20 protein-coding genes and 4 pseudogenes are annotated in these 21410 nt (G+C 60.8%); 15 read left to right on the top strand and 9 right to left on the bottom strand.

The genetic code is table 11. From position 1 onward, the window contains the following. Window positions 1-122 precede the first annotated feature (122 nt). From NKJ94_RS31095 to NKJ94_RS31080, 4 genes and pseudogenes are all read left to right on the top strand, one after another. Window positions 123-331: pseudogene (locus NKJ94_RS31095) on the top strand (site-specific integrase); the annotation flags it as partial. Window positions 332-820: 489 nt separating this feature from the next. Continuing rightward, window positions 821-1705: a hypothetical protein gene (locus NKJ94_RS31090; RefSeq protein WP_352530799.1), complete on the top strand. Its 885-nt coding sequence runs from the start codon at window positions 821-823 to the stop codon at window positions 1703-1705. A 70-nt stretch (window positions 1706-1775) separates the two neighbouring features. Beyond that, window positions 1776-2219, top strand: a complete 444-nt coding sequence (locus NKJ94_RS31085) for a ribbon-helix-helix domain-containing protein (RefSeq protein ID WP_352530797.1) — start codon at window positions 1776-1778, stop codon at window positions 2217-2219. Further along, window positions 2110-2391, top strand: a pseudogene (locus tag NKJ94_RS31080) (type II toxin-antitoxin system RelE/ParE family toxin); the annotation flags it as partial. The gene NKJ94_RS31085 and the pseudogene NKJ94_RS31080, both read left to right, overlap by 110 nt. A 325-nt stretch (window positions 2392-2716) precedes the next feature. Here the strand turns inward: NKJ94_RS31080 and NKJ94_RS31075 are convergent. After that, window positions 2717-3058 (bottom strand): hypothetical protein, encoded by a 342-nt coding sequence (locus tag NKJ94_RS31075; protein WP_352530795.1) that lies wholly within the window; start codon window positions 3056-3058, stop codon window positions 2717-2719. After that, window positions 3007-3264 carry a hypothetical protein gene (locus tag NKJ94_RS31070; protein WP_352530793.1) on the bottom strand — a complete coding sequence of 86 codons (258 nt, stop codon included), beginning with the start codon at window positions 3262-3264 and terminating at the stop codon, window positions 3007-3009. Before NKJ94_RS31070 ends, NKJ94_RS31075 begins: the two co-directional genes overlap by 52 nt. A 366-nt stretch (window positions 3265-3630) precedes the next feature. Here NKJ94_RS31070 and NKJ94_RS31065 point away from each other — a divergent pair. The 6 genes and pseudogenes from NKJ94_RS31065 to NKJ94_RS31040 all read left to right on the top strand — a co-directional run. Beyond that, a pseudogene (locus NKJ94_RS31065) lies at window positions 3631-3807 on the top strand (DUF3606 domain-containing protein); the annotation flags it as partial. 130 nt (window positions 3808-3937) lie between these two features. Beyond that, entirely contained in the window at window positions 3938-4714 is a 777-nt protein-coding gene (gene xth, locus NKJ94_RS31060; RefSeq protein ID WP_352530791.1) for an exodeoxyribonuclease III, read from the top strand. A gap of 17 nt (window positions 4715-4731) precedes the next feature. Beyond that, window positions 4732-5274, top strand: a complete 543-nt coding sequence (locus NKJ94_RS31055; protein WP_352530789.1) for an inorganic diphosphatase — start codon at window positions 4732-4734, stop codon at window positions 5272-5274. After that, a complete protein-coding gene (locus NKJ94_RS31050; protein WP_352530787.1) occupies window positions 5271-5894 on the top strand; it encodes a cysteine hydrolase family protein in 624 nt (207 codons plus the stop codon). Before NKJ94_RS31055 ends, NKJ94_RS31050 begins: the two co-directional genes overlap by 4 nt. A gap of 20 nt (window positions 5895-5914) precedes the next feature. Beyond that, entirely contained in the window at window positions 5915-6763 is an 849-nt protein-coding gene (gene nadE / locus NKJ94_RS31045) for an NAD(+) synthase (RefSeq protein ID WP_352530785.1), read from the top strand. Between the two features lie 1304 nt (window positions 6764-8067). Further along, a complete protein-coding gene (locus NKJ94_RS31040; protein WP_352530783.1) occupies window positions 8068-8274 on the top strand; it encodes a hypothetical protein in 207 nt (68 codons plus the stop codon). 175 nt (window positions 8275-8449) lie between these two features. Here NKJ94_RS31040 and NKJ94_RS37650 read toward each other — a convergent pair. The 3 genes and pseudogenes from NKJ94_RS37650 to NKJ94_RS31025 all read right to left on the bottom strand — a co-directional run bounded on the left by NKJ94_RS37650 (window position 8450) and on the right by NKJ94_RS31025 (window position 10050). After that, window positions 8450-9109 (bottom strand): annotated as a pseudogene (locus NKJ94_RS37650) (SOS response-associated peptidase). A gap of 66 nt (window positions 9110-9175) precedes the next feature. After that, on the bottom strand, window positions 9176-9358 hold the full coding sequence (locus NKJ94_RS31030) for a hypothetical protein (RefSeq protein ID WP_352530781.1): 183 nt from the start codon (window positions 9356-9358) through the stop codon (window positions 9176-9178). A 380-nt stretch (window positions 9359-9738) separates the two neighbouring features. Next, the gene (locus tag NKJ94_RS31025) at window positions 9739-10050 is read right to left on the bottom strand and encodes a PilZ domain-containing protein (RefSeq protein WP_352530779.1); all 312 of its coding nucleotides are present in this window, start codon (window positions 10048-10050) and stop codon (window positions 9739-9741) included. Window positions 10051-11585: 1535 nt separating this feature from the next. On the opposite strand from NKJ94_RS31025, the gene NKJ94_RS31020 reads away from it, so the two are divergent. Both NKJ94_RS31020 and NKJ94_RS31015 read left to right on the top strand, forming a co-directional pair. Next, window positions 11586-11720, top strand: coding sequence for a hypothetical protein (locus tag NKJ94_RS31020; protein ID WP_352530777.1), 135 nt, complete (start codon window positions 11586-11588; stop codon window positions 11718-11720). A 566-nt stretch (window positions 11721-12286) separates the two neighbouring features. Further along, a complete protein-coding gene (locus NKJ94_RS31015; protein ID WP_352530775.1) occupies window positions 12287-12712 on the top strand; it encodes a YidB family protein in 426 nt (141 codons plus the stop codon). 342 nt (window positions 12713-13054) lie between these two features. Here the strand turns inward: NKJ94_RS31015 and NKJ94_RS31010 are convergent, their stop codons facing one another. After that, window positions 13055-13192 (bottom strand): hypothetical protein, encoded by a 138-nt coding sequence (locus NKJ94_RS31010; protein ID WP_352530773.1) that lies wholly within the window; start codon window positions 13190-13192, stop codon window positions 13055-13057. A gap of 174 nt (window positions 13193-13366) precedes the next feature. Between NKJ94_RS31010 and NKJ94_RS31005 the strand changes: the two genes are divergently transcribed. Further along, the gene (locus NKJ94_RS31005) at window positions 13367-13687 is read left to right on the top strand and encodes a transposase (protein WP_352530771.1); all 321 of its coding nucleotides are present in this window, start codon (window positions 13367-13369) and stop codon (window positions 13685-13687) included. 170 nt (window positions 13688-13857) lie between these two features. On the opposite strand, the gene NKJ94_RS31000 is transcribed toward NKJ94_RS31005, so the two are convergent. From NKJ94_RS31000 to eglC, 3 genes are all read right to left on the bottom strand, one after another. Then, window positions 13858-15168 carry an HlyD family type I secretion periplasmic adaptor subunit gene (locus tag NKJ94_RS31000; protein ID WP_352530769.1) on the bottom strand — a complete coding sequence of 437 codons (1311 nt, stop codon included), beginning with the start codon at window positions 15166-15168 and terminating at the stop codon, window positions 13858-13860. Next, the gene (locus NKJ94_RS30995) at window positions 15168-16913 is read right to left on the bottom strand and encodes a type I secretion system permease/ATPase (protein WP_352530768.1); all 1746 of its coding nucleotides are present in this window, start codon (window positions 16911-16913) and stop codon (window positions 15168-15170) included. Before NKJ94_RS30995 ends, NKJ94_RS31000 begins: the two co-directional genes overlap by 1 nt. A 103-nt stretch (window positions 16914-17016) precedes the next feature. Continuing rightward, a complete protein-coding gene (gene eglC / locus NKJ94_RS30990) occupies window positions 17017-18408 on the bottom strand; it encodes an endo-1,3-1,4-beta-glycanase EglC (protein ID WP_352530766.1) in 1392 nt (463 codons plus the stop codon). A gap of 334 nt (window positions 18409-18742) precedes the next feature. On the opposite strand from eglC, the gene NKJ94_RS30985 reads away from it, so the two are divergent. Then, window positions 18743-19825: a sensor histidine kinase gene (locus NKJ94_RS30985; protein ID WP_352530764.1), complete on the top strand. Its 1083-nt coding sequence runs from the start codon at window positions 18743-18745 to the stop codon at window positions 19823-19825. A 468-nt stretch (window positions 19826-20293) separates the two neighbouring features. Then, window positions 20294-21403, top strand: coding sequence for an OmpA family protein (locus NKJ94_RS30980; protein WP_352530762.1), 1110 nt, complete (start codon window positions 20294-20296; stop codon window positions 21401-21403). Window positions 21404-21410 lie beyond the last annotated feature (7 nt).

Below are 21410 nucleotides of genomic sequence, written 5' to 3'. Positions count from 1 at the left end.
GTCCTCCCACTCCATGCGCCTGCGCTCCTCGCTGCCGCAAATCAGGCGGCAAATCTCCCCAGTGCATAGCCCTCAGGCAAGATGGGGTGCTCGTCACGCTCACAATCGAACTGATGGCGGATGCGGGCGCGAGCTTGTTTGCGTGGCTCGGACGGCGTAGCGGGACGATCGACGACTACGCATTTCCGTGTAGAATCGATCATTCAGCCCACATGAGCACAAGACAGTATGCCCGTTTGGTCGATGAGTGGGTTTGCCCGATTGGTCTTCGCCGCGCAGCACGGCAGGCATTCGCTTCGCTACCAAGGCTTCGATCATCTACAAGGCGACCGTTCACGGCGTTCAAGTTGAAGGTTGCGATGCGGGTCATCCGAGGTTCTCAACAACCCTTGGCGATTTGAGCATGGAAGGCTCAGATGTTGATCCTTGCATTATGCCGGCAATGGGGGAGTTGTCAGTCGTCTTTGTAGGGCTTGGCTCCTCGCCAATCTTTCGCCAGTCGTTTCCATACCGACGCACCAATTCTCGCGCCTGGGCTGGCGACAGATCGTGCGTCTCGGCGACATGTTTCACTTCCGCGTCCTGCCTTTTATGCCGCGAACGAGCTTTTATGGCCGCACGGCCGCAAGCCGCTCTCCCATCTGGTTTAGACATCGTTCATCCTCTCGGCTCTCCTTAACTGCGAGCGTGGGGAAAGTTTCACTGCGCGGACCTTGAGCATTGGACATCAGTTCAGGCGCCATATTCCGCGGAGCCTGTCAGACTGGTGAACTTTTTGGGCCGGCGCCGCGTTCCGTGCAGCGAACTCGATCGATGCACTATGACGGAATCCGACGCTCGTCCCGCGCCACAGAAACAGGAGGCACGTGGTGCTGAAGCCCGCTTTTCGTTCGATCGAATGGCGGTCGAGCGGTTTCAGCAAGCTTTTCCGCGTGCCAGATGGAGCGACGAGCGCAGGAGCTGGTTCGTACCCGGCAAGACGGCAGCTCGGCGGATCGATCGCTGGCTGGCGCAGGAGGCAGCGTTACGGGCGCCCCATGACGATAGCAAGGGACGCGATGCCTTCGCCTTCGACCCTATTTCGAGTCGGTATCTGGAGATCGTGGAGGACCTACGCATTCGCACGCCGTATTCGAGGACAGTGCTTGAAGAATTGCGCGCCGTTCCGTGGGCGAGTTGGGACGATGAGTTGCGGGCCTGGAAAGTTCCATTCCGCTCATATGAAGAGCTCCGGCGCCGATGGCCAAGCATCGAAAAGGCTGCGCAGCATGCCGAACCGGAGGAAAGGAAACGGCGACGTGCGGCCGCCAGGAACACCGAAGCATATAAAGCCGCACAAAAGCGGGCTGCTGAACGCCGGCGTCATCGCTATCCGTTGCCAGCTCAAGATCTACCTACCCTGGGCCGCGCAGTCGCAACCGAGCAGTACGGGATTGTCGTCTTCGATGAAATTTCCGGTGAACTGGTTGAGCTATCCGACGCAGCCGCCTTCTATCCCCACGCAATGCCTCCGAACGGCGACTTCGTTTGGGGCAGGTGGCGTTCGGCTACGCTGGCCGAGCTTGTGAGCGCATGGCCCGCTCGGGTTGCCGCCGGGCCAACCGAACGCTTCAGGGGCTGGTGGAGGCCGACGCTTGCCGAACTTAGAGTTGCCCGTCGAAAAGCCCGCAGTCGGGAGCGTAGCAGGCGAAGTCGCGAGCGATAGATGCGGCGCTCACATCCGGCGTTAGGGCGGCCGCAACACACGGACTCTTCGGTCGGGCGATGACACTGTCATGCCATGTGCTTTAGGGGGAGGAAGGAAAGGGCAGACTATGAGAACCAGCAAACCCATCACCGTGACCCTCGGCAAGCAGCAGCAGAGCGTTGACGTGCGGCTGGCGTCGGGCGCCTACGACTCCGCCAGTGAAGTCATACGCGTGGCGTTTTGCGCCCTCGATCGCGAGGAGCAGGCCGTGAACGAGGTGCTGCGGGCCCGCATCCGGGCGTCCATTGATGACCCGCGCCCTAGCCTGACGGCAGACGAAGCGGAAGCGGAAATGGCCCGCTTCATGCCAGCGAGAGCAAAGCGCCGCGCGGTGCGGCGCGCTAACGCACCGGCCGCAGGCCCTTGCCGACCTGCAGGGGGTTTACCGCGTCATTGCCGAGGCCAGCCAGAGCGATGCCGTGGCGGCTGGCTATGTGCAGCGGATAATGGCGCGCTGCCGCAAAATCGGTGACGCGCCGAACGGCGGCCGGCCGCGCGATGACCTGGAGCCGGGGCTGCGCACCCTTCCGTTCGAACCTACGGCCATCATTGCCTATCGCTTGACCGACAGCGTCGAGATCACCAACGTGTTTTACGGCGGCCGCGACTACGAGGCCCTGTACCATGCCGGCGAAGCCGACTGACAGCGCACGTGGTCAGGTGCCGGCCGCTGAAGCCGGCTCGAGCGTCGACGATGCGGATCCACACCCGTCTCGTTGAGGCCATGCAGCGTGCCAGCCTTAGCGACCCCCGGCCGGGCGTGCCGATCGGCGAGCCGATCGCCCGCCTGCCGGCCCGTCTCCGCGCCATGACACCTCCGAAAACCTGATCCTAACCGTCCTAACAATATCCTCGGGAGTGTGGGGCCAGACAGCCGCCCACGGGGTAGCTCACCGCCACGGCCGGCGCAGGAGCCGCCAGCTGAAGTAGAGCAGGGCCAGCACCCACAGCACGGCCGAGGCCAGCCAGCTAACTGGTGAGCGTGACGGTCAGGCCGGCGAGCGTCAGCGCCAATGCGCCGAGCGCGGCGAGGAGGTCCCGGAACCCGTTGCCAAACCGCGCCGACAGGCGCGTGAACCGGCCCATGTCCGCCGTGGATGTCGACAGCTTCAGAACATCCGCCGTGACGCGGCAGCCTTGCGCCTTGGCGACGATGCCGAGGTCGGCGGCGGCGGTGCGCAGGGTGGCCAACGGGGCAGGGCGCAGCACGCCCTTGAGCGTGGCGCGGGCGGCGGCGAGATCGCCGGCCGTGGCGAGGGTCACCGTGGCGCGCAGCGCCTCGCCATCGACGGCGTCGCCGGCGAGCCGCACCAATTCGCCGCGCAGCGGCTTCGACAGCCGGCCGCCCTTGCTGGCGCCTTGAGAACCGTGGCGCCGACGCGTGCCGGCGTGGTGGCGCCGAGGGTGGTCACCGTGGCGACCGTGATGGTGAGCCCGATGGCGGCGAGGCCGAGGATGACCGGATCATAGGCGGCGCCGTCGAGATAGGCGCGGCCTTCGTGAATCAGGTCGCGCACGTCGCCGATGCCGGGCGCATCCGTGACCAGGGCGCCAGCCAGGCCAGCGGGGGTTGTCGCGTCGCCGGTGGCGGCGCCGTGCCAGGTATCCCTGGCGACCCGGCCGTGGTCGGTGGCCTGCGCCGCCGCGACGCGTCGCGCAGGCTGGCGGGCAGGGGGTGTGCAGCTGGTCGGCCAAGTCGACCAGGCTGGCGGCGAGCTCGGGGTCGTCGTCGGTGAGCGCCTGGTCGACTGAGGGCCTCGAATATATGGGCTGATTCAACAAACCCTGCCTGGATTCGGTTCCATGGCCCGCGCGTCGAAGGATTGAACCGGAAGAGTCCGGCTGCGTTGTTGGGACTGGAACGGTAATCCTCGGAGGAAGAAATGGCAAACACTGGAACAACACGTGGACGCAATCAGGACCGTGCCAGGGTCGCTGGTGGGCAGGATCATGAAATGAAGTACGAGGCGGGCAAAACCGGCGCCAGCAAAGCTGACGTCAAATCGGCGGTGAAGTCGGTCGGCAACAGTCGCAAGAAGGTCGAAGACGAGCTGAGCAAAGAAGTGAGCCTCGGCCGCACAGGATGCCGGCGAAGTTGGCGATACCAAGAGCTGGGGGTTCAGCGCAGCGGGATAGGTCACGCCGCCCTGCGCGCCAGTTGCCGCCAGTATCTCATGAGGGGGCATGCACATGACCCGCATCGCCACCTTCAATGTGAACGGCGTCAACGGCCGGCTGCCTGTGCTCCTGAAGTGGTTGCGCGAAACCGACTGCGACATCGTTTGCCTTCAGGAACTGAAAACGTCCGACGCGAAGTTCCCTGCCGATGCGATCAGAGAGGCGGGTTACGGTGCCATCTGGCACGGTCAGAAATCCTATAACGGTGTGGCAATCCTCGCTCGCGGAATCGAGCCGGTGGAACGCCGACGCGGCCTGCCTGGCGATCCTGACGATACGCACAGCCGCTATATCGAGGCCGAGGTGGATGGGGTCGTCGTGGGCTGTCTCTACCTGCCCAATGGCAATCCAGCGCCTGGCCTAAAGTTCGACTACAAGCTGCGCTGGTTCGATCGTCTCATCAGCTACGGCCAGCATTTGCTTGAAGTTGGGGCACCAAGCGTTCTTTGCGGCGACTATAACGTCGTTCCAACCCCGATCGACGCCGTGGTGCCGAGGCGATGGCTGGGCGATGCGGTCTATTTCCCGGAAAGCCGGCAGGCCTATGCCAAAATGCTCGAAGGTGGCTGGATCGATGCCGTCCGGCGCATCCATCCGGAGAAGGGCATCTACACATATTGGAATTTCTCCTACCGGGGCGGCTACGATCGGAGTTCCGGCCTGCGCATGGACCATCTCTTGGTGAGCCCCTCTCTTTCCGACCGGCTGCGTAATGCCGGCGTGGATGTCGAGCTTCGCGGGTGGGAGAAGCCAAGCGACCATGCGCCGGCCTGGATCGAGCTCAATTGAACCACGAGGAACACGAGATGGTCGAACCGGATTATCCCGAAATGAACGAGTCAATCGACAATATCTCTCTCTACGCGGCCGGCGGCTACAACTTTGCGGTTGAGACGCCCCAAGAAAGCCGGACGCAGAACGCCCACGATGCTGAGACGGGAGTGTTGCGAGCCAAGAAACTGCTCACTTTGGATTTCGCGTTCCCATTTTCGTTCCGCTTCCTCCATCCGACGCAAGCTGACGAAGGCGATCCACCGGATGTGTTGCTGCCGACGGATGCCGATCTAGCGATAGGCTCACTGCTGCGGTGCCGCGTCCTCGGGGGGACCGCGACGCAGAAGTCGAGCGTGGGACCCGCTAAACGCAACAACCGCCTGATGGCAGTGCCGCTCCTGCTGCACCAGGATGATCCACCATATGAATTCGTCGACATGCCACCGGACAAGGTCAATGACGTTGAGGACTTTTTCGTCGCCTGCCAAGCCGCCGTTGGCAAGGCAGCGAAGATCGTGGGTCATCTGGACAAGTCCGAGGCGCAGAGCATTATCAGGGAAGCGGTCCGGCCTTGACGAAATTAGACGAAGGCCTGAGGTTTGGACCGCTTCGTGAGCGCTGGGTTCACCTCTGTGTCGACATGCAACGGATGTTTGCCGAGGCGACGGAATGGCACACGCCGTGGATGGAGCGTGTATTGCCCAATGTCGTCGCCCTCGTCGAACTTGACCCGGCGCGGACGATCTTCACCCGGTTTATTCCCCCTCAATCTCCCGATGACGTCGGCGGCGCCTGGCGACGGTACTATCAAAAGTGGGAGACAATGACCCGCGATCGGCTTGATCCTCAGCTGATCGATCTTGTTCCAGAACTGGCGCGGTTCGTGCCGCCCGCCTTGCTGGAGGACAAACCCGTCATGTCCGCTTGGCACGGGTCACTGCATGCTCGGCTGCGGTCTGCGGGCATTGATTCACTTATCGTGTCGGGCGCGGAGACGGAGGTTTGCGTGCTCGCCTCTGTGATGGGAGCGATCGATCTCGGCTACCGGGTGGTCATCGTCGCCGACGCGGTATGTTCGGGAGCTGACTCGACCCACGATGCCATGCTCGCGATCTACGAGAGCCGCTACGGCATGCAGGTCGAGACGGTGACCACCGCCGACCTCCTGGCCGCGCGGCTGGACGAAATGTTGTGACATCAGGAGGACCTCTGGGCATGACAGAACAGGAAATGATTATCGACGCGTTGGGCGTCACTCCGAGTTTTGATGTCGCGCTGGAAGGGCGCCGGCGCATGGACCTTCTCAGCACCTATCTGCGTGAATCGGGCCTCAGTACCTATGTGCTGGGGATCAGCGGCGGAGTGGATTCACTCGCCGCGGCCCTTCTGGCTCAACGCGCCGTCGAGGAACTGCGAATGATGGGGTACGATGCCAGATTCCTGGCCGTTCGTCTCCCGTACGGCATCCAGGCGGACGAACATGACGCCCAGTGGGCTTTGGACACCATAGGGGCGGATGAAGTGCACCGGGTCGACATCAAGCCGGCTGCCGACGCGATGCTGGATTCGATCAAGCTGGCTGGTCTCGAGCTCGGTGATGCTGGCCGCGAGGATTTCTTGCTTGGTAACATCAAGGCGCGTCAGCGCATGATCGCCCAGTTCGCGCTCGCCGGTGTCACCCGAGGGCTGGTCATCGGCACCGACCATGCGGCTGAGGCATTGATGGGCTTCTTCACCAAGTTCGGCGACGGTGCCGCCGACATTCTTCCGCTTTCCGGGTTGAACAAGCGCAGGGTTCGCGCCTTGGCAGCGCATCTGGGCGCTCCGTCTGAACTTATTGACAAGATCCCGACCGCCGATCTGGAGAACCTCGTTCCGCTTCGACCGGACGAAGATGCATATGGTGTCACGTACGATCAGATCGACGACTTCCTCGAAGGCCGAGAGATCGACGAAGCGGCGCGCACGCGCATACTTCATGTGCATTCCAGCACAGCGCATAAGCGAGCGCTTCCGGTCACAGCCATTGCCGTGACTAATTCGCCATTACCGCATCGCCAATAATTGTCTCATGACACACGGCCGACGTGCTCGCCGCAGCCCACCGCGTAGCGAGGCGAAGGCATGTTCGTCGCTCACAGCCAGCGATGCCCTTATGATTATCGCCGGTGCGAGGAGTCCACAAACTCCGAGGCGGGCGCCAAAAGCTGTTAGCTTCATGTCGGGCCGATCGCCGAGCCGAGTCATTCCACGCGAGAATGATCTGACGGCCGCCGCTTCCCAGAAGCTCAGTGCGGCGCGCTCCGGCAAGAAGTACCGATAGCCTTTTGTGGTCATCCAACGCCCGCACCAGGTCGGCTGCAGCGTCGAATGGTCGTGTCCAGGATCGAAGACGTCAGCGCCTCGTCGGCGACATCCTGATCAGGTAGCGGCTTAAGCATGGCAACGACCAGCCTTGAACGAGGGGTACCGCAAAGCGCTAGGTCTATACAGAAGCCCGCACCAGACAAGCACCACCAATTTCAGCACAGCCGCGCCGCGGAAGCGGCGACAACAAGGAAGGCGTACAAAGCCGCGACGATGAAATTCCGTAAGACGGACAAGGGTCATTCATTGACGGAGCCAGTTCGTGACCCCGAGACGGTTCAACAGGGCAGCCTAACAAGCGGACGCGGGACTGACCACCCCCGCGAGGGGTTTACCAGCTGGATTAGCGCTATCAAAGGCGAACTCCAGGATCGCAGCGAAGCATCGACGCTGCTCGTGAAACGCAACGCGTTTCGGCTCGAAAAGGAAGTTGGGCTCCGATCCTCAACGGCAGGCCGCGAATTGGCAATGTCCGTCGAGGCGCGCCGTGCGTCCCGATATGCGGGACACCTGCACGCTTCAGGACGCGTCGCCATCCTTGGTGATAGGTGTTCGCCGCATCGACTTTGCTGGATCGAAGATGGAGGGGCAGACGAGCTTTAAATTCGACGCCGGAGCCGTCAAGATTCGGAAGAGTGATCGCGACCGCACCGAGGGGATCCGGCTAGCTGGCGGCACGAAGCCCACGATGAGGATCGCGCCGTCTCGTTCGCTATCGCGCGGCGGCGCCGAGACATATTATCGACGGTTCGAAACTTGGAGGCCCTGGAACGCCCTGGGGTGGTGTTCGTCCCGGAGAACGGAGGTGGGGCCTGCGTGAGGCTCAAGACATCCCCTTCGCCCGCCCCCAAACCTGCCCGACGGCTAAGCCGGCACTCATCGAAAACCCTGAGATGTAGGCGCGACTGCAGAGTGCATCATTTAATCGATTGACTCGCGGAATGCGCCGGCAGTTAATCTCCCCGGCAGGGCAAAAGAGGGGCACGAACTGGGAGCAAACGATGACTGTGCAAAAACAAGAAGACTATCGAACCAACAGAGCCGACTATGCCATTGCTGCGACGCAGAGCCGAGCGACCGCTGAAGACGATCGCCACGATTTACTGGCAAGAAGAAGGTCGCTGTGGCTAAAAGATCGGCGAACTGCAAATTTGGCTGCAAACCCGTCGGAAAGCTCGCCAGAACCGAAGGCCAAACCGCGCGGTTAGTGAATCGGGCGCCAGCCACTTCGTTCTGCTATCGTCAAACGCGCCCCTGCATTCAGCGCCACGGGTGCGAGCATCCCAACTGCGGTAAGGATGCAGGATGGGGGTTCGCCAAGCCGAGGCAGCCGCCTCATTGGTTCTGTTTGAACATCGCGACGAGGGTGAGCGCTTCCTGTGACTAGACGTCGAACAGGTCTTTTGGCCCGACGCCGATCTCGTCGATGATGTCGGGAGTGTTGTTGCGCGGGCTGCCGACCTTGCTGTCGATCGGCCACATCGGAGGGTAGGCCTTCAACAGGTCGCGAGGATCCTGTTCAGGGCCGAGCCAGCGCATATAGTCGGCCGGCGCCAGGATGACCGGCTTGCGGTCTGGATGGTCGCCATCAGGGAGTTCGGCTCGCAGGCGACGATGCAGGAGGTGCGGACCAGCTCGCCCGTTGCCCTGTCGCCATACTCTTCCCAGATGCCGGCAAGCGCGAACGGCTCGCCCGACCTCATGGCGATGGCATAGGGCTGCTTCTTCTTGTCGGACGGGTCGAGCTTACGCCATTCGAAATAACCGTCGATCGGCACCAGGCAGCGCCGTGACGCGTAGGCCTTCTTGAACAGGCCATTGGTGGCGATGGTCTCGCCCGCGCATTGACGCGCGGCGGGCCTCCGCTGCCGTCGCGCGCCCAGCCGGGCACAAGGGGCCCGCGCGCGCGGTGCCGGTCATCAGTTCCTCGCGCGCGAGGATCGAGTAGGTCAGGCTTGGCGCGCGGTTCCAGACCGGGAAGCTGTTGTCCAGCCGGGCGATATCGCCTGCACGAGCGAACTTGAAGGGGCGTTTGACGAGTATATTGTGCCGGGTCGCGTCGCCCTGGGTGTGTGGTTTGGGTCGTGCTGCTTTGGGCCAACCGCGCAGCTAGGCTGCCTTCTTAAGCTCCGCCACCTGAACGCCCAGCCGGAACGCCTGACCATCTGCAAACGAGCGCGCGTAGCTCTCAGATGTAAAAGGGACGGTGGTCGTGGTGCCATTGACCGTCACGCGAACCGACCACTCTTTGTCTCTGACGATTTCAACGGCATGTCGCTCATGCGGAGCCATACATTCCTCCCAGAATCTTGCGTTGAGGATGGGGAGGATAGCGTCGCAAAACTCGTTTGCATGCAAATAATCCGACACCGCGATATCGAAATGTCAAAACAGCGCACAGCTACGCGAACTTAAGTCGATGTCGTCGCCTTGAGCTGTTCAAGGTGTTTCTTGGCGAAGTTGAAAAATGCGGTGGCAGTCTCTTCAGCCGTCCAGCCTTGCTCGATGCAAGAGGACACAAGAGCCGTGAAAGCGGTTTCAAGGACGACTGCGCAGTTCACGTCCCTGTCCGGGCTGTCCTCGGAGAGAATGGGCGGTGCAACTTGTGCTGTTTGGCACATGAAAAATAATTGGCGAGTGCCAGAAAAGTTCTGACTTCATCTTGCGGTCGGTCAGCCGTAGTGAAGTTTCGGTTTCGGCTCGGTGCCGGTGAATTTGACGCCGATGCGGTCGTTGCGACGCCAGCGAACCTCCGATCGATAGGCAACTCCATCGACCGACACGTAGAGCAAGAAGCGATCGGGAACCCGGGCTTCGGGCGCGACCTTCAGCTCGGCGCCCCCCTGATGCTGATTGCGCAAGGTGCAGCTGATCTCGGAATTCTGGATCCCGGTGATGATCGTCCCGCCCTTTAGCACACGTTGGCGGCGCTCGCGCCGATGCTCGTCGGAATTCTCATCAAGTGGATTCGCGGTGTTTGCCATCGATAATATGTCAGATCAGCTGAGTTCACTCCTAGGTATAACCGAACACAGGCGCACAGCAATGGATGGGTCATGTTGCCCTGTTACGTGACACAGGGCATGCTCGGGTGAAATCTGTCGGGTCGCGCAGAAATAGGCAATGATCTAGCAAAGGTCCCGCGTTGCCGGCGTGTCGATCAACACGGTTTCCAAGCTTCTGGTCGACGCCGACCTAAATGCTGATCTACCGGCAGACAGGCCCCCCGTAGCCGTCGAACTCCACCTCGTGAATCCAGGCGTCGCCCTCGGGCGGCTTCTCGACCGGGGTCGGCATCAAGGCTCAATGAACTCCAGCCGGCCGGTGCCGGCGCCTGCCCACCTACGCACGGAACCCGAGTCTGGATCGTGAGATCCGGCGGCCAGGGGCAACGAAACATAATCAGCTTACTAAATTAGCAATGATGCAAGAGATGGCCTATAACTCGCCCAGCCGGCGAACGACCCAATTGCCCGCTAGTTAGGCCCGGCGGCCGATGGTAACCCCGATTGGCTGTCGGGCCGTTCCTCTCAAACCGCCACTGGCTCGCGCTCGATGGATCGGCTACTCGCGATTATCGAAAGCCACGAACAGGTCAAGGGCCGCGGCGACTTCGAGGATAGCCTCGGTTAGATGGTCGTCGCATACTGTCAAATCAGGCGCAGACTGCCGAACGTGGTATAATGCGACTTTGACGGAGACGGTGTCCCCCCGGTCCGCCCTGTTGACGATTGCGGCAATCGCCTGTTCTAGAACTGGACCGACCCTTTGGATGATACTCATCCACCTCCCCCCGGGAACGCTAGGGTCAATAATAACGTTCGAGGCCGGGATGCAACCGGTGAGCGAAATCGCGACTATAGAGCCTCACCACCGAGCGTTTCCGCGGCCGCTGTCCCATAAGCGCGGGGAAGAGACTTCCGCACGTCGTGGTGGGCGCTGGCGCGGGCGCTGCGCGGCCCTCTGAACGACCCGCCTATCTGCTGCCGAAGAGCTTGAAAGCGCCCCCGGTCGCGTCGCAGATATATCGTGCGCCGATCTGCAAGTCATCCTGCGTGCGCTGCATTGATGCTTAGAAACGTCTCCGGCGTGCCGCTGGAGCCCGCGACGAGGACGCTCTCAACTCCATCGCGGAGAAATAAATATTGGACGGTTGGACCTCATTCAGGTTGTGCTGCGCGAGTGGCTCGAAACCAACGTTATCTGCCAGTCCGAGCGACTGATGAGGAAAGCGAGACGAACGGCAGCGCGTAGGCCGCGACCGACCTGTATGTAGAAGACCCGCCGCTGCATTTGCGAAGCGACGGGCCTCCACCCCATTCCCCCACACCTGACCATGCAATTGCGATGCCAGACGTATTGACCCATTGCAGGGCACCTTTGAGGCAGCACGGCGTGTTCACGGTTGAATGTCGACTTTGCCTCAACATACTTCGGCCGGAGCGCTTGCTCGTCTTGAGGGTTGAGATGCTGGAGATGCAGGCGTGGTCAAGAAACCGTCTATTGCCGAAACTTTGCGATGAACCTCTGTCCAATTGATGAGGATCCGAAGGGCGTCGCCGATGGCGGTCACCTGGACCAGCTGCAAGAGGTCGATGCCCTGGTGGGCCTCGCCAAAGAAATGGCCGACCGGCAACTGCGCCGGGCTTTCTAACCCGGTAGTTGAAATCGATGGCTCCATGCAAGACCGTGACGAGGCAAAGGACTGAGGGTGTCAACACCTCCTTGCGAAGGGGATGAAAATGGGTTTAGCCAAAGACTTGTCTAATGTTGCGCTCACATTCAATTGTCCGGATTGCTCGCATCCGGCAGTAAGGAAAGGCTCTGCACTAAGAGCGATCGCGCACTTCAGATGCCACGGGTGCAACGCCAAGGTGCGGATCACTTATCAGCAGAAGCTAGCAATCTTCGAAAAGCACAGGCTATCGGCCGCCCAGGGGGCGTTGCGACAACTCAACTCTGCTTTGCGGTAAGCCTAGGCGGCTTCGCCGAAGGATCATGCGCGGCATGGCCGGTGTCACCCTAATCCTGATGCCAGAAGTCCAGCAGCGAAGCGTTGCGTAGACTTTGCGGAGGCACGGATGCTGAAGTCTAGCCAGAAACGAGCCGAGAAGCCGCAATCGTCCGGCTAAAATCAAACCGAATATCGGCCCAGCAGCACAACCGTGGAACCTTTCCAAGCCGCCTGCCTTGTCCCATCCTCATAGAAGGAGATGCGAAATGAGCCTTGATATAGGAAAGGTCGCCATAGCGTTGCTGGGCCTGCTTGCCTACAAGAATAAGGACAAGATTGGCGAGTTGATCGCTGGTAGGAAATCGACAGATCCCAACACTAGCGCTGGCTCCCCTGGCGGCCTCGGCGACATCCTGGACCGTCTCAGAAATGCGGGTGCGGGCGATCAGGTAGATTCTTGGATAGGAAAAGGATCCAACCGGCCCGTTCAGCGCGATCAGGTTGAGAAAGCAATTGACCCGCAAACGTTGAGCGATTTGGCTGAGCAAACCGGATTGTCCCATGAAGAACTCGTCGACCGGCTCACAAGAGAATTGCCCGAGGCGGTAGACAAGCTTACGCCCGACGGGCAGATGCCCGCCGGCAACGGTCCAAATCTCTTGGACGAGGTACCAGGAGCTGGTCGTACTTAGCGCCACTGCGACAAAGCAGGCTGAAAATAAAAGGCCCGTGTCCCCCAGGGGACGCCGGCTTCGGGGACACCGAGCTGGCAGCAATCGTGTGAGGGGAAGTTGCTGGCCTTCACCGCGAGGCGGTGTTCCAAGGTCGATCGCAAAAAGTCCCGCCGCACATGCCAGGACGGCGGGACCGATCGAGCGCCTTTGCACCAGGCAGGGGGGATGCGGGGGTGGGCTTGCCCGGTGCGCGCGGACCGTCCGGGAACCTTAGGCGCATCACCGGCAATGCGTCCACCAACCGACGGTTGGAGCGACAAGGACAAATTCGGTCCCGGCAGGTCGGATCATCCTGGGCCGCTATCGCTCGCAACCAGACGGTACCGGATGGTTTCGGATGTGGTCGTTAAAGCAGCGCACTTTGGCGAAAGCGGCTTTGAATTCGGCAAAGGTTTCCGGCGGTACGCCCTCAGACTCGTTCAGTTTGCCGCTGGCCACGAACCACACCGAGAGGATTTTCTGTCCGGATCGTATTCTGTTTTGCGTATCGAGGTGGAGGGCATGACGGCGGCTCGATCGAAAAGCAATCAATGAGCGGAAAGGCCGTCGCGTTCCTTATGACTGCGGGTGTGGTAAAGCACCAGCTCAATTCGGAGCGCCGCCGGCGAGAAGATGTCGATAGCGTTCGTCATCATCCAGCGGGCGCGCGCAAAGATCGGTCCGACGTGGCGCGTCGGCGGGCGCAGTGGACCGGGTCGCCGCCCCATGCTCATCGGCGGGCCGATCAATGGCTTCCGGCTCTCTTCGAGAAGGTGCTCTTGCCCACCCTCAAGCCGGGCGACATCCTCGTCAACGACAATTCCGTCTCACACGAGGGGCAAGGCCGTCCGGCACGCCGTCAACGAAGCCGGCGCCAAGCTCTTCTTCCTGCCGAAATGCTCGCCAGACCTGAATCCGATCGAGATGCTCTTGCCAAACTCATGCACCTGCTGAGAAAGGCCGCCAGACGCACCACCCACGCCGTCTGCAGCGCCATTGGCAAAATCCACGACGCTCTCAGATCAAGGAATGCGCCAACTATTTCACCGAGGTCGAGTAGGCCCCAACTTAAAATCCTCACGCTCTAAGCACGGCATGGGTTATGCCGAGCCGGGCACGCGAACTCAGTCCTCCCTGAATGCCCGACGGATTTGATCTGCCAGAGGTTTTACGAGGTAAGACAGCATTGTGCGGCTGCCGGTCGAGAAGAACACCTCGACAGGCATACCGGGCGACAAGGTCAGGCCCTTCAGCCTCGCAAGCTCTGCACGGGGCAGGCTGACACGCACGGTATAGAAGGCCGCACCGCTTCGTTCATCGATGCTCAGATCGGGGGAGATCTCACTGACTACACCATTCAGCTCTGGCGTTGTCCGCTGGTTGAAGGCCGAAAATCGCAAGGTTGCGCTCTGCCTTGGGATCAGCTGATCGATGTCCTGCGGAGCCACACGTGCTTCGACGGTCAGGTCGTCTGTCACAGGGACAATCTGCATGATGAGCTCTCCCGCAGATATGACGCCACCGACCGTGTGCACGCCGAGCTGATGGACGACGCCAGTCTGCGGGCTGCGTATATCGATCCGCTTGAGCTGATCCTCGGCCGAGACCTTTTGCTCGACCAACTCCGAGAGCTTTGCCTGGACGTCACGGAGCTCGGTTGCCACCTCGCTGCGCAAATCCTGGTCGATCTGAATGATCTGCAAACGGATTTCGGATGTATGACCCTTCGATTGCGCTATGGACGCAGTCAGCTTCCCATGTTCGCCGTCAAGCCGGACTGCGTCACGCTCAAGCGTCGTTATGCGATCGATTGAAACCAGCTTGCGTTCCCAGAGTTTGCGCATGCCGTCGAGTTCAAGCCCGATCAACTTGATTTCCTGGCTTTTAGCAGCCCTTTGCTCGGTCAGGCCGGAAACTTCTTCGCTGAGCTGAGCAATGCGCTCTCTCAACTGGGCCTTCTGGCCAGCGCGTGCCTGGCGACGAAATTCGAACAAGGATAGCTCGCCGGCCATCGCACGCCGGATCTCAGGATCGTCCTGCCGCAACGTCAGCGAAGATGGAAAGGCGATGGCGTCGGTGCCATCGCGCTCGGCTTCGAGGCGGGCCAGACGGGCCTCGAATTCGTCCAGGCTCTTGGTGACGATGGCTAAATCGGCCCGGGTCACGGTTTCATCGAGACGGATCAAAACCTGGCCCGCCTGCACGGCGTCGCCTTCTCGCACGAGGATCTGACCGACCACGCCACCCGTTGGATGCTGCACCTTTTTAACGCTGGAATCGACGACCAGCCTTCCCGAAGCAATGACGGCTCCAGAAAGCTCCGTGACCGCGGCCAGGCTTCCGGCCCCACCAACCAGGAGCATGCAGACCGCGACACCGCCGAACAGATAGCGTCGAATGGTCCGATCGATCGCGGATGCCGTGTGTTGCGTCATCAGTGTGTCGCCTCCTCAGGGCCGGAGACGACCTTCAGGGGAACGCTGCCCGAACGGGTTACCTTGCTCAAGACCTCATTCTTGGGGCCAAACGCCTGGACACGGCCGTTGGCCATGACGAGTACCTGATCCAGGCTTGCAAGCGCGCTCGGCCGATGTGCCACCACCACAGCAATGCCGCCTCGCGCCCGCACGCCCTCAATTGCCGCCGCCAGCGCGGCCTCCCCTTCGGAATCGAGGTTGGAATTAGGCTCGTCCAGGATGACGAGGAACGGATCGCCATAGAGGGCCCGAGCGAGCGCAACCCGCTGTCTCTGGCCCGCCGAAAGCGCCGACCCGGCCTCGCCGATCCGCGTTTCATAGCCTTCCGGCAGATGGACGACAAGGTCATGAACGCCGGCCGCGCGCGCAGCCGCCAGTATCTTGTCCGAAGAGGCTTGAGGTTCGAAGCGTGCGATGTTCTCGGCAATGGTGCCATCGAACAGTTGCACATCCTGCGGCAGATAGCCGACATGGTTGCCCAGTTCTTGCGGCGACCACTGGTCGAGCGTTGCTCCGTCCAGCCTGACGGTCCCACGGGTTGGAAGCCATATCCCGGCCATTGCTCGGACAAGCGACGATTTTCCGGACGCGCTCGGTCCGACGATGCCAAGGCCGGCACCCTTCTCCAGCGCGAACCCGACATCCAGCACAACCACACGACGCTCGCCGGGTGGCGTGACGCTAATGCTTTCTACGGCAAGAGCAGATACAGGTGCCGACAGCGAGACACTCGTGGCAGTTTCGGGAAGCATGGCCAAAAGCTGGCTCAGCCGGGTCCATGCCTGGCGAGCACTGACGAAACCCTTCCAGTGGGCGATGGCCAGTTCGACCGGTGCGAGCGCCCGGCTCATCATAATCGAACTGGCGATCATAATACCGGCTGTCGCTTCTTGATGAATGACCAGATAGGCGCCGATCGCCAGTATACCCGACTGCAGCATCATGCGCAGGATCTTCGAGATCGTCCCGAGCGTCCCAGCCAGGTCGCTGGCTCTTGCGTTCGTGTTGAGAAAATCGGCGTTGACGCTTGACCAGCGCTCGGCGATGCGCGCGCCAAAGCCCATCGCCTGCAGGACCTCTGCGTTGCGACGCGTCGCTTCCGCAAGCGTATTGCGCGCTGCCGCCTGGCTGTTTGCCCTCTTCGCAGGCTCCCTCGAGCGAACTTCGGCAAGCAGAGTCAGGCTAGAGAGAAGGATGGCGCCTGCCAGCGCCGTCATGCCGATCCAGACATGGAACAGGAAGCAAATTGCCAGATACAGCGGCATCCACGGCAGGTCGAAAAGCGCAGTCGGACCAGTGCTCGACAGAAACGAACGCACCTGGTCAAGATCCCGCAACGACTGAAGGCCGTCGCCTGGGAGCTTGGTGAGCAACGGCAAACGCATAAGGGCGGTATAGACTTGCCCACTCAATCGCGCGTCCAAAGCCATCCCGATGCGCACAAGCAACCGCGACCGGATAAGCTCAAGAACGCCTTGGAAAATAAACAGCATGCCGGCAAATACAGCAAGCCCGACAAGCGTCGGCACACTGCGGCCGGTGATGACCCGATCATAGACCTGCAGCATGAAGAACGAGCCGGTCAGCGCCAGAACATTGACGACGCCGCTCATCAGGGCAATTCCAGCGAACGCGCGGCGGAAAGAAGCCAAAACCGCAGCGAGGGTTGTTCGCGGCCGCTCGGACGAATGGGAATGCGACATCGCCTTCACATCGGTTCCAGTTCGGTCCCAGGCGCAAGAATCGTGCCCGAAATCGGGCTCGATGACAGCGTCTCCATACCGCCGCCACCGTCAGGTGTTGCGCCTAGATATGCCAATCGTTCAGCGCGTACGCATGGACGTAGTCGATCTGCATTTCTGCAGGTGTCGCAAGCCCGTCGGCAGGCGCTCCCGCGAGCCCACCGACCGCCAGGTCGACCAGCATATACATGGGATCGTGCATATCGGAAGGCGTTGCGGCACGAGCAACTTCGACGTCGTCGAAATACCAGACGAGTTCGTCTTCTGTCCACAGCACTCCGTAGGTGTGGAACCCTTCGGTATCCGCGGCATACGCCGTCGAGGACACTGTCGTATGCGTTCCCGTCTCGTTGGAGTGGCTTGTCAGAATGAGGTTGTTTGGATCCTGACCAAGCATTTCCACGACGTCCAGTTCCGGTGGCCAGGAGCCGTCAGCCGGCAGAAGCCAGAAGGCCGGCCATACACCTTGCTTTTCGGGCATGTCAGCCCGAATTTCGAAATAGCCGTAGGTTTGTGCGAAGGATTCATAGGTCGTCAGCAAACCTGACGTGTATTTGTAATCGTTTATGTAGGGCTGGACTGCCGCGGGAGCCCGGGCGGCGGTAATCGTGAGAACACCGTCCTCAACGCTGAACGGGTTGACCGAACTCGTCGGGGCGTAGTTGGTGTCGATATACCATTGAAGCTCCTTGTTGCTCGTGAGCGAGCTGCCGTTCGCGGCACCCCACCAGAAGTTCGAGTCCCAGGTGCCGCTCGAGCCATTCCACAGGTCGAGCGTGTTGAACTCGTCCGAGAAGGTGAGTTCCAGATGCGACCTGTCCAGGGCCAGATCGAACTGGCCTGGGGTGAACTGGTCGATGGTCTTATTGGCGAAAACGAGAAACTCGTCATCGGACAGGTTAAGTTGGACGTTCGCCCCCGACTGGACCATGTTGGCGTGCACATCCTCGAAGGAGGTGAAGCCGAAGCTTCCGACGCGCGCGGTATCGTCGGCGCCAAAGTCGAGGATCAGGTCGCTGCCGTTGCCGGGGGTCACGACGAAAATGTCCGCCCCGGATCCGCCTTTTAGAACGTCATCGCCCTGCAAGCCGTCGAGCGTCTGTTGGCCGGAGCCGCCGGTAACGATGTTGTTTAGCTCGTTTCCGAAAGCATAGTGTTTGTCGCCGGTGACCGTCAGGTTCTCGAAATTCGCTGGCAGCTTGTAGCTCATCCAGGTCGAGATGGTGTCGACACCCTCGTTGGGCAGCTCGACCGCCTTGTTTTTGGAGGAATACAGATAATAGATGTCATCGCCCTTGCCGCCGTACATCGTGACGGTGACGCTACCGTCGGCGTACATTGAGTCGTTGTAGATGCTGCCATAAAGTGTGGGGCCGGAGTTCGTCGCCGAATACCACTTTACCGAGGACCCGCTGTAGGCGAGTGGAACACCCTTGGCGTTCAGTACGTTGGCCATTTGGGTCCTCTCCTTTTTCTCGCCTCGATATCGGGCCTAACACCTATTGAGAGCAAAAGGAGCCAGTACCATTTAGCTTTCGAGTTTAGAGAGTTACCAAAAGGTTAATATGCAGCGGAGCCACTTGCCCCGGGCCGCCTCACCCCTTCAAGGGCTCTAGAAGTGGCAGCCGGCGCTTGCCGCTCTCCTTCGGCCGGTCGCAATGTTAGACGTATGGCCGTTGCGCCCGACGCAAGGCTTGTTGTCAGGTGCATGACGCGGTGCGTGAAATGCAGCCTTGGCGATGGCGGGCGCGCTGCATTGTTGATATCGTACGCACAGAACAGGCGCGCAAATGACATCTGATTCAGAGAAGGCCGAAGCGGTCGAGCAGTTGCTTGATACACCTGACCTTGCAACCGCACTGGAAAGTGAACAGTTCAAGAAATTCCTTGACCAGGTGCCGATCGCCATAGCCGTTTCGGACCTTGCCGCTGAGGAGCGTGTGGTCTACGCCAATCCGGAATTCGAGAAACTCTCAGGCCTGACGGCCGCCAGCCTCACGCGAGAAAACTGGGCGGCCCTTTTGGGCATAGGCCTCCATCAGCAAAAGGACAGGCCGCTTGCCGAGGCCGTGGCCGAGGGAACCGATTTGGTCGGCACCTTCAGGCTGGAGCGCAACGAGGACAAGCCGGCGATCGTCGACGTTTATTCCAACGTGATCGAAGACGACAACGGCAAGGTGTGCTTCCGACTGGTGGCCCTGGTCGACGTATCCGCCCATGGCGAGGCGGGAGATGAGCGCTCGGCGGAGGAGCGTGTCAGCGAGAAAGACACGCTGCTGCGCGAACTGCAGCACCGGGTGAAGAACAACCTGCAGATGATCACCGCGCTGATCCGGCTGGAAAGCCGCAACGCGACCGAGGCCGACCGGAGACGGTTTGAGCGGCTCGCCGGTCGCGTCGACGCTCTGGCGATCCTCTACCAGACGCTAACCGCCGACGAGCCGAAGGAGGAGGTCGATCTTGGCGTCTATCTCAGCCAGATCGCGTCCGCGGTGATGAGCTCGCATGCAGTCGAGGGGATCCGCCTGGATATGAAGGTGGATACATATCCCGTGTCAATAAACGTCGCCATGCCGGCGGGACTGGTCGTGAACGAACTGCTGACCAATTCACTGAAGCATGCGTTCAAAGGACGCGATGGCGGCACGATAACGCTGCACAGCATCGTCAATGGCGACGGCTGCCGGGTTATAGTGGCGGACGACGGAATCGGCCTGCCGGAAGGCGAGACGTGGCCCAAGCCAGGCAAGCTCGGAGCGCTGATCGCGCGCTCGCTGACCGAGAACGCCAAGGCGCAGTTCGCAGTCGACTCTAGCGCCAGCAAAGGGACGAAGGTGACCATCATCTTCAAACGATCGGCGGCAGCAAGCTGAAAAATTGCCATCGAACATACCAGGCTGGCAGCTGGCTTCATGCCGCGGCCTTGGGCAGGTGCCTGGCCCGGACGCTCTTGAAACGGCCTCCTTCATACGGTCGAAATCTTCCATCGAAGAGCCGGCAGGTACGTCCGCGGGGCAAGCAGGATGAAGTATGCGGGCGTTTCGCTCGGTTGGGCTAGTTTAGCGTGACCGGCCTTAAAAACAGCTGGCAGGTGGCGCTCTGCCGTAGTGAATATTCTCCAACAAGCTACAATATCCGCCAACAAGGCTGCTGCGGAGGCAGTGTTCGTGCATCACCATTTTGCTGGGCTTTCGCAGCTCGGGCTTGAGCGGAATTTACACCCTTGCGGTCAAGTGGACAGATACTCGCCAAGCGGGGGCAAGTGTTCTATGGTCTCTGGTGGCATCGGATAGTGCAAGGTATCGATGCTCAGTCTGTCGCTTTAGGCAGGGGAGGGGGCCATGTTCGAAGTCGTTGCATCCTGCAGGAAAGCGGGGCCAGGAAGCTGGTTCGCCACAAATATCCTCGGCTTCATCGTCGCGCTGTCGGTCTTGTTTTTACCCGGACTGGAAAGCGCGAATGCACAGACGAACTGGACACTCGATCCGGCCGCCTCGGTGCTCACCTATCAGTCGGTCAAGAAGAACACGATCGTTGAAACCAACAAGATCAGGAACATCGCCGGCACTTTTTCTTCGACGGGTGAGGCCAATATCAAGTTTGACCTCAACTCCGTCGATACCGGTGTCGACCTTCGCAACGTCCGCATGCGGTTCCTTTTCTTTGAGACATTCAAGTATCCGACCGCAGAACTGACCGCAAAGGTGGATCCTGCGGCGTTTGCCGAGCTTGCGACTAAGCGAAGGGTCAAGGCAGTGCTTCCATTCCGCCTCAACCTGCATGGGGTCGACAAGGATCTTGAGGCCAACGTCGTGGTGACTATGATCAGCGACAGCATGGTCTCCGTCGCTTCCGAGGCGCCCGTCGCTGTGCATGTCGAGGACTTCGGACTGCTGCCGAATGTCGACAAGCTGCAGCAGGCCGCCAATGTGACCAACATTGTTCCGACCGCTTCGGTCTCGTTCGATTTCGTGTTCAACGCCGATGGCACCAAGCCCGCGGCCGTCCAGACCGTCGCGGCAAGCAGCGCCGACGTCGGGCCCGTTGCCACCGATGCCGCGAAGGCGAACTTCAGCGACGAGGAGTGCCTCAACCGGTTCGCGGTGCTCTCTCGCACCGGAGCCATCTATTTTCGGACGGCGAGCGCACGGCTCGACAGCCAAAGCCGTCCGCTGCTGGCTGAGGTCGTTGGCGTAGTCGGCAAGTGCCCAGGCCTGAAGGTGGAGGTTTCCGGACACACCGATTCCGATGGGTCGCCAGCCGCCAACAAGCTCCTGTCGGAGCGCAGGGCCCAGGCAGTTGCTGATGCCATTGTTGCCGCCGGGATTGCTCGCACGCAGATCACGGCGACCGGTTACGGCGAGGAGCGGCCAGTTGCCGCCAACGACACGCCGAAGAACAAGGCGCTCAATCGGCGGATTGAGTTTTCCGCCACCAAGCTCCTCAACTGAGGAAGGG

This window comes from Mesorhizobium sp. M0060 (genome assembly GCF_040323155.1).
Taxonomy (GTDB): Bacteria; Pseudomonadota; Alphaproteobacteria; order Rhizobiales; family Rhizobiaceae; genus Mesorhizobium.
The sequence above is the reverse complement of the archived record's forward strand: the minus strand, read 5'-3'. Positions and strand labels throughout refer to the sequence as shown.

What these genes read in the sequence shown, in the direction of transcription:
- NKJ94_RS31015 (WP_352530775.1), top strand. Translation starts at nt 12,287, where the DNA reads ATGAGCCTTGATATAGGAAAGGTCGCCATAGCGTTGCTGGGCCTGCTT.
- xth (WP_352530791.1), top strand. Translation starts at nt 3,938, where the DNA reads ATGACCCGCATCGCCACCTTCAATGTGAACGGCGTCAACGGCCGGCTG.
- NKJ94_RS31085 (WP_352530797.1), top strand. Translation starts at nt 1,776, where the DNA reads ATGCCATGTGCTTTAGGGGGAGGAAGGAAAGGGCAGACTATGAGAACC.
- NKJ94_RS30995 (WP_352530768.1), bottom strand. Translation starts at nt 16,913, where the DNA reads ATGTCGCATTCCCATTCGTCCGAGCGGCCGCGAACAACCCTCGCTGCG.
- NKJ94_RS31005 (WP_352530771.1), top strand. Translation starts at nt 13,367, where the DNA reads ATGTCGATAGCGTTCGTCATCATCCAGCGGGCGCGCGCAAAGATCGGT.
- NKJ94_RS31030 (WP_352530781.1), bottom strand. Translation starts at nt 9,358, where the DNA reads ATGGCTCCGCATGAGCGACATGCCGTTGAAATCGTCAGAGACAAAGAG.
- NKJ94_RS31040 (WP_352530783.1), top strand. Translation starts at nt 8,068, where the DNA reads ATGACTGTGCAAAAACAAGAAGACTATCGAACCAACAGAGCCGACTAT.
- nadE (WP_352530785.1), top strand. Translation starts at nt 5,915, where the DNA reads ATGACAGAACAGGAAATGATTATCGACGCGTTGGGCGTCACTCCGAGT.
- NKJ94_RS31055 (WP_352530789.1), top strand. Translation starts at nt 4,732, where the DNA reads ATGGTCGAACCGGATTATCCCGAAATGAACGAGTCAATCGACAATATC.
- eglC (WP_352530766.1), bottom strand. Translation starts at nt 18,408, where the DNA reads ATGGCCAACGTACTGAACGCCAAGGGTGTTCCACTCGCCTACAGCGGG.
- NKJ94_RS31000 (WP_352530769.1), bottom strand. Translation starts at nt 15,168, where the DNA reads ATGACGCAACACACGGCATCCGCGATCGATCGGACCATTCGACGCTAT.
- NKJ94_RS31090 (WP_352530799.1), top strand. Translation starts at nt 821, where the DNA reads ATGACGGAATCCGACGCTCGTCCCGCGCCACAGAAACAGGAGGCACGT.
- NKJ94_RS31025 (WP_352530779.1), bottom strand. Translation starts at nt 10,050, where the DNA reads ATGGCAAACACCGCGAATCCACTTGATGAGAATTCCGACGAGCATCGG.
- NKJ94_RS30985 (WP_352530764.1), top strand. Translation starts at nt 18,743, where the DNA reads ATGACATCTGATTCAGAGAAGGCCGAAGCGGTCGAGCAGTTGCTTGAT.
- NKJ94_RS31020 (WP_352530777.1), top strand. Translation starts at nt 11,586, where the DNA reads ATGAACCTCTGTCCAATTGATGAGGATCCGAAGGGCGTCGCCGATGGC.
- NKJ94_RS30980 (WP_352530762.1), top strand. Translation starts at nt 20,294, where the DNA reads ATGTTCGAAGTCGTTGCATCCTGCAGGAAAGCGGGGCCAGGAAGCTGG.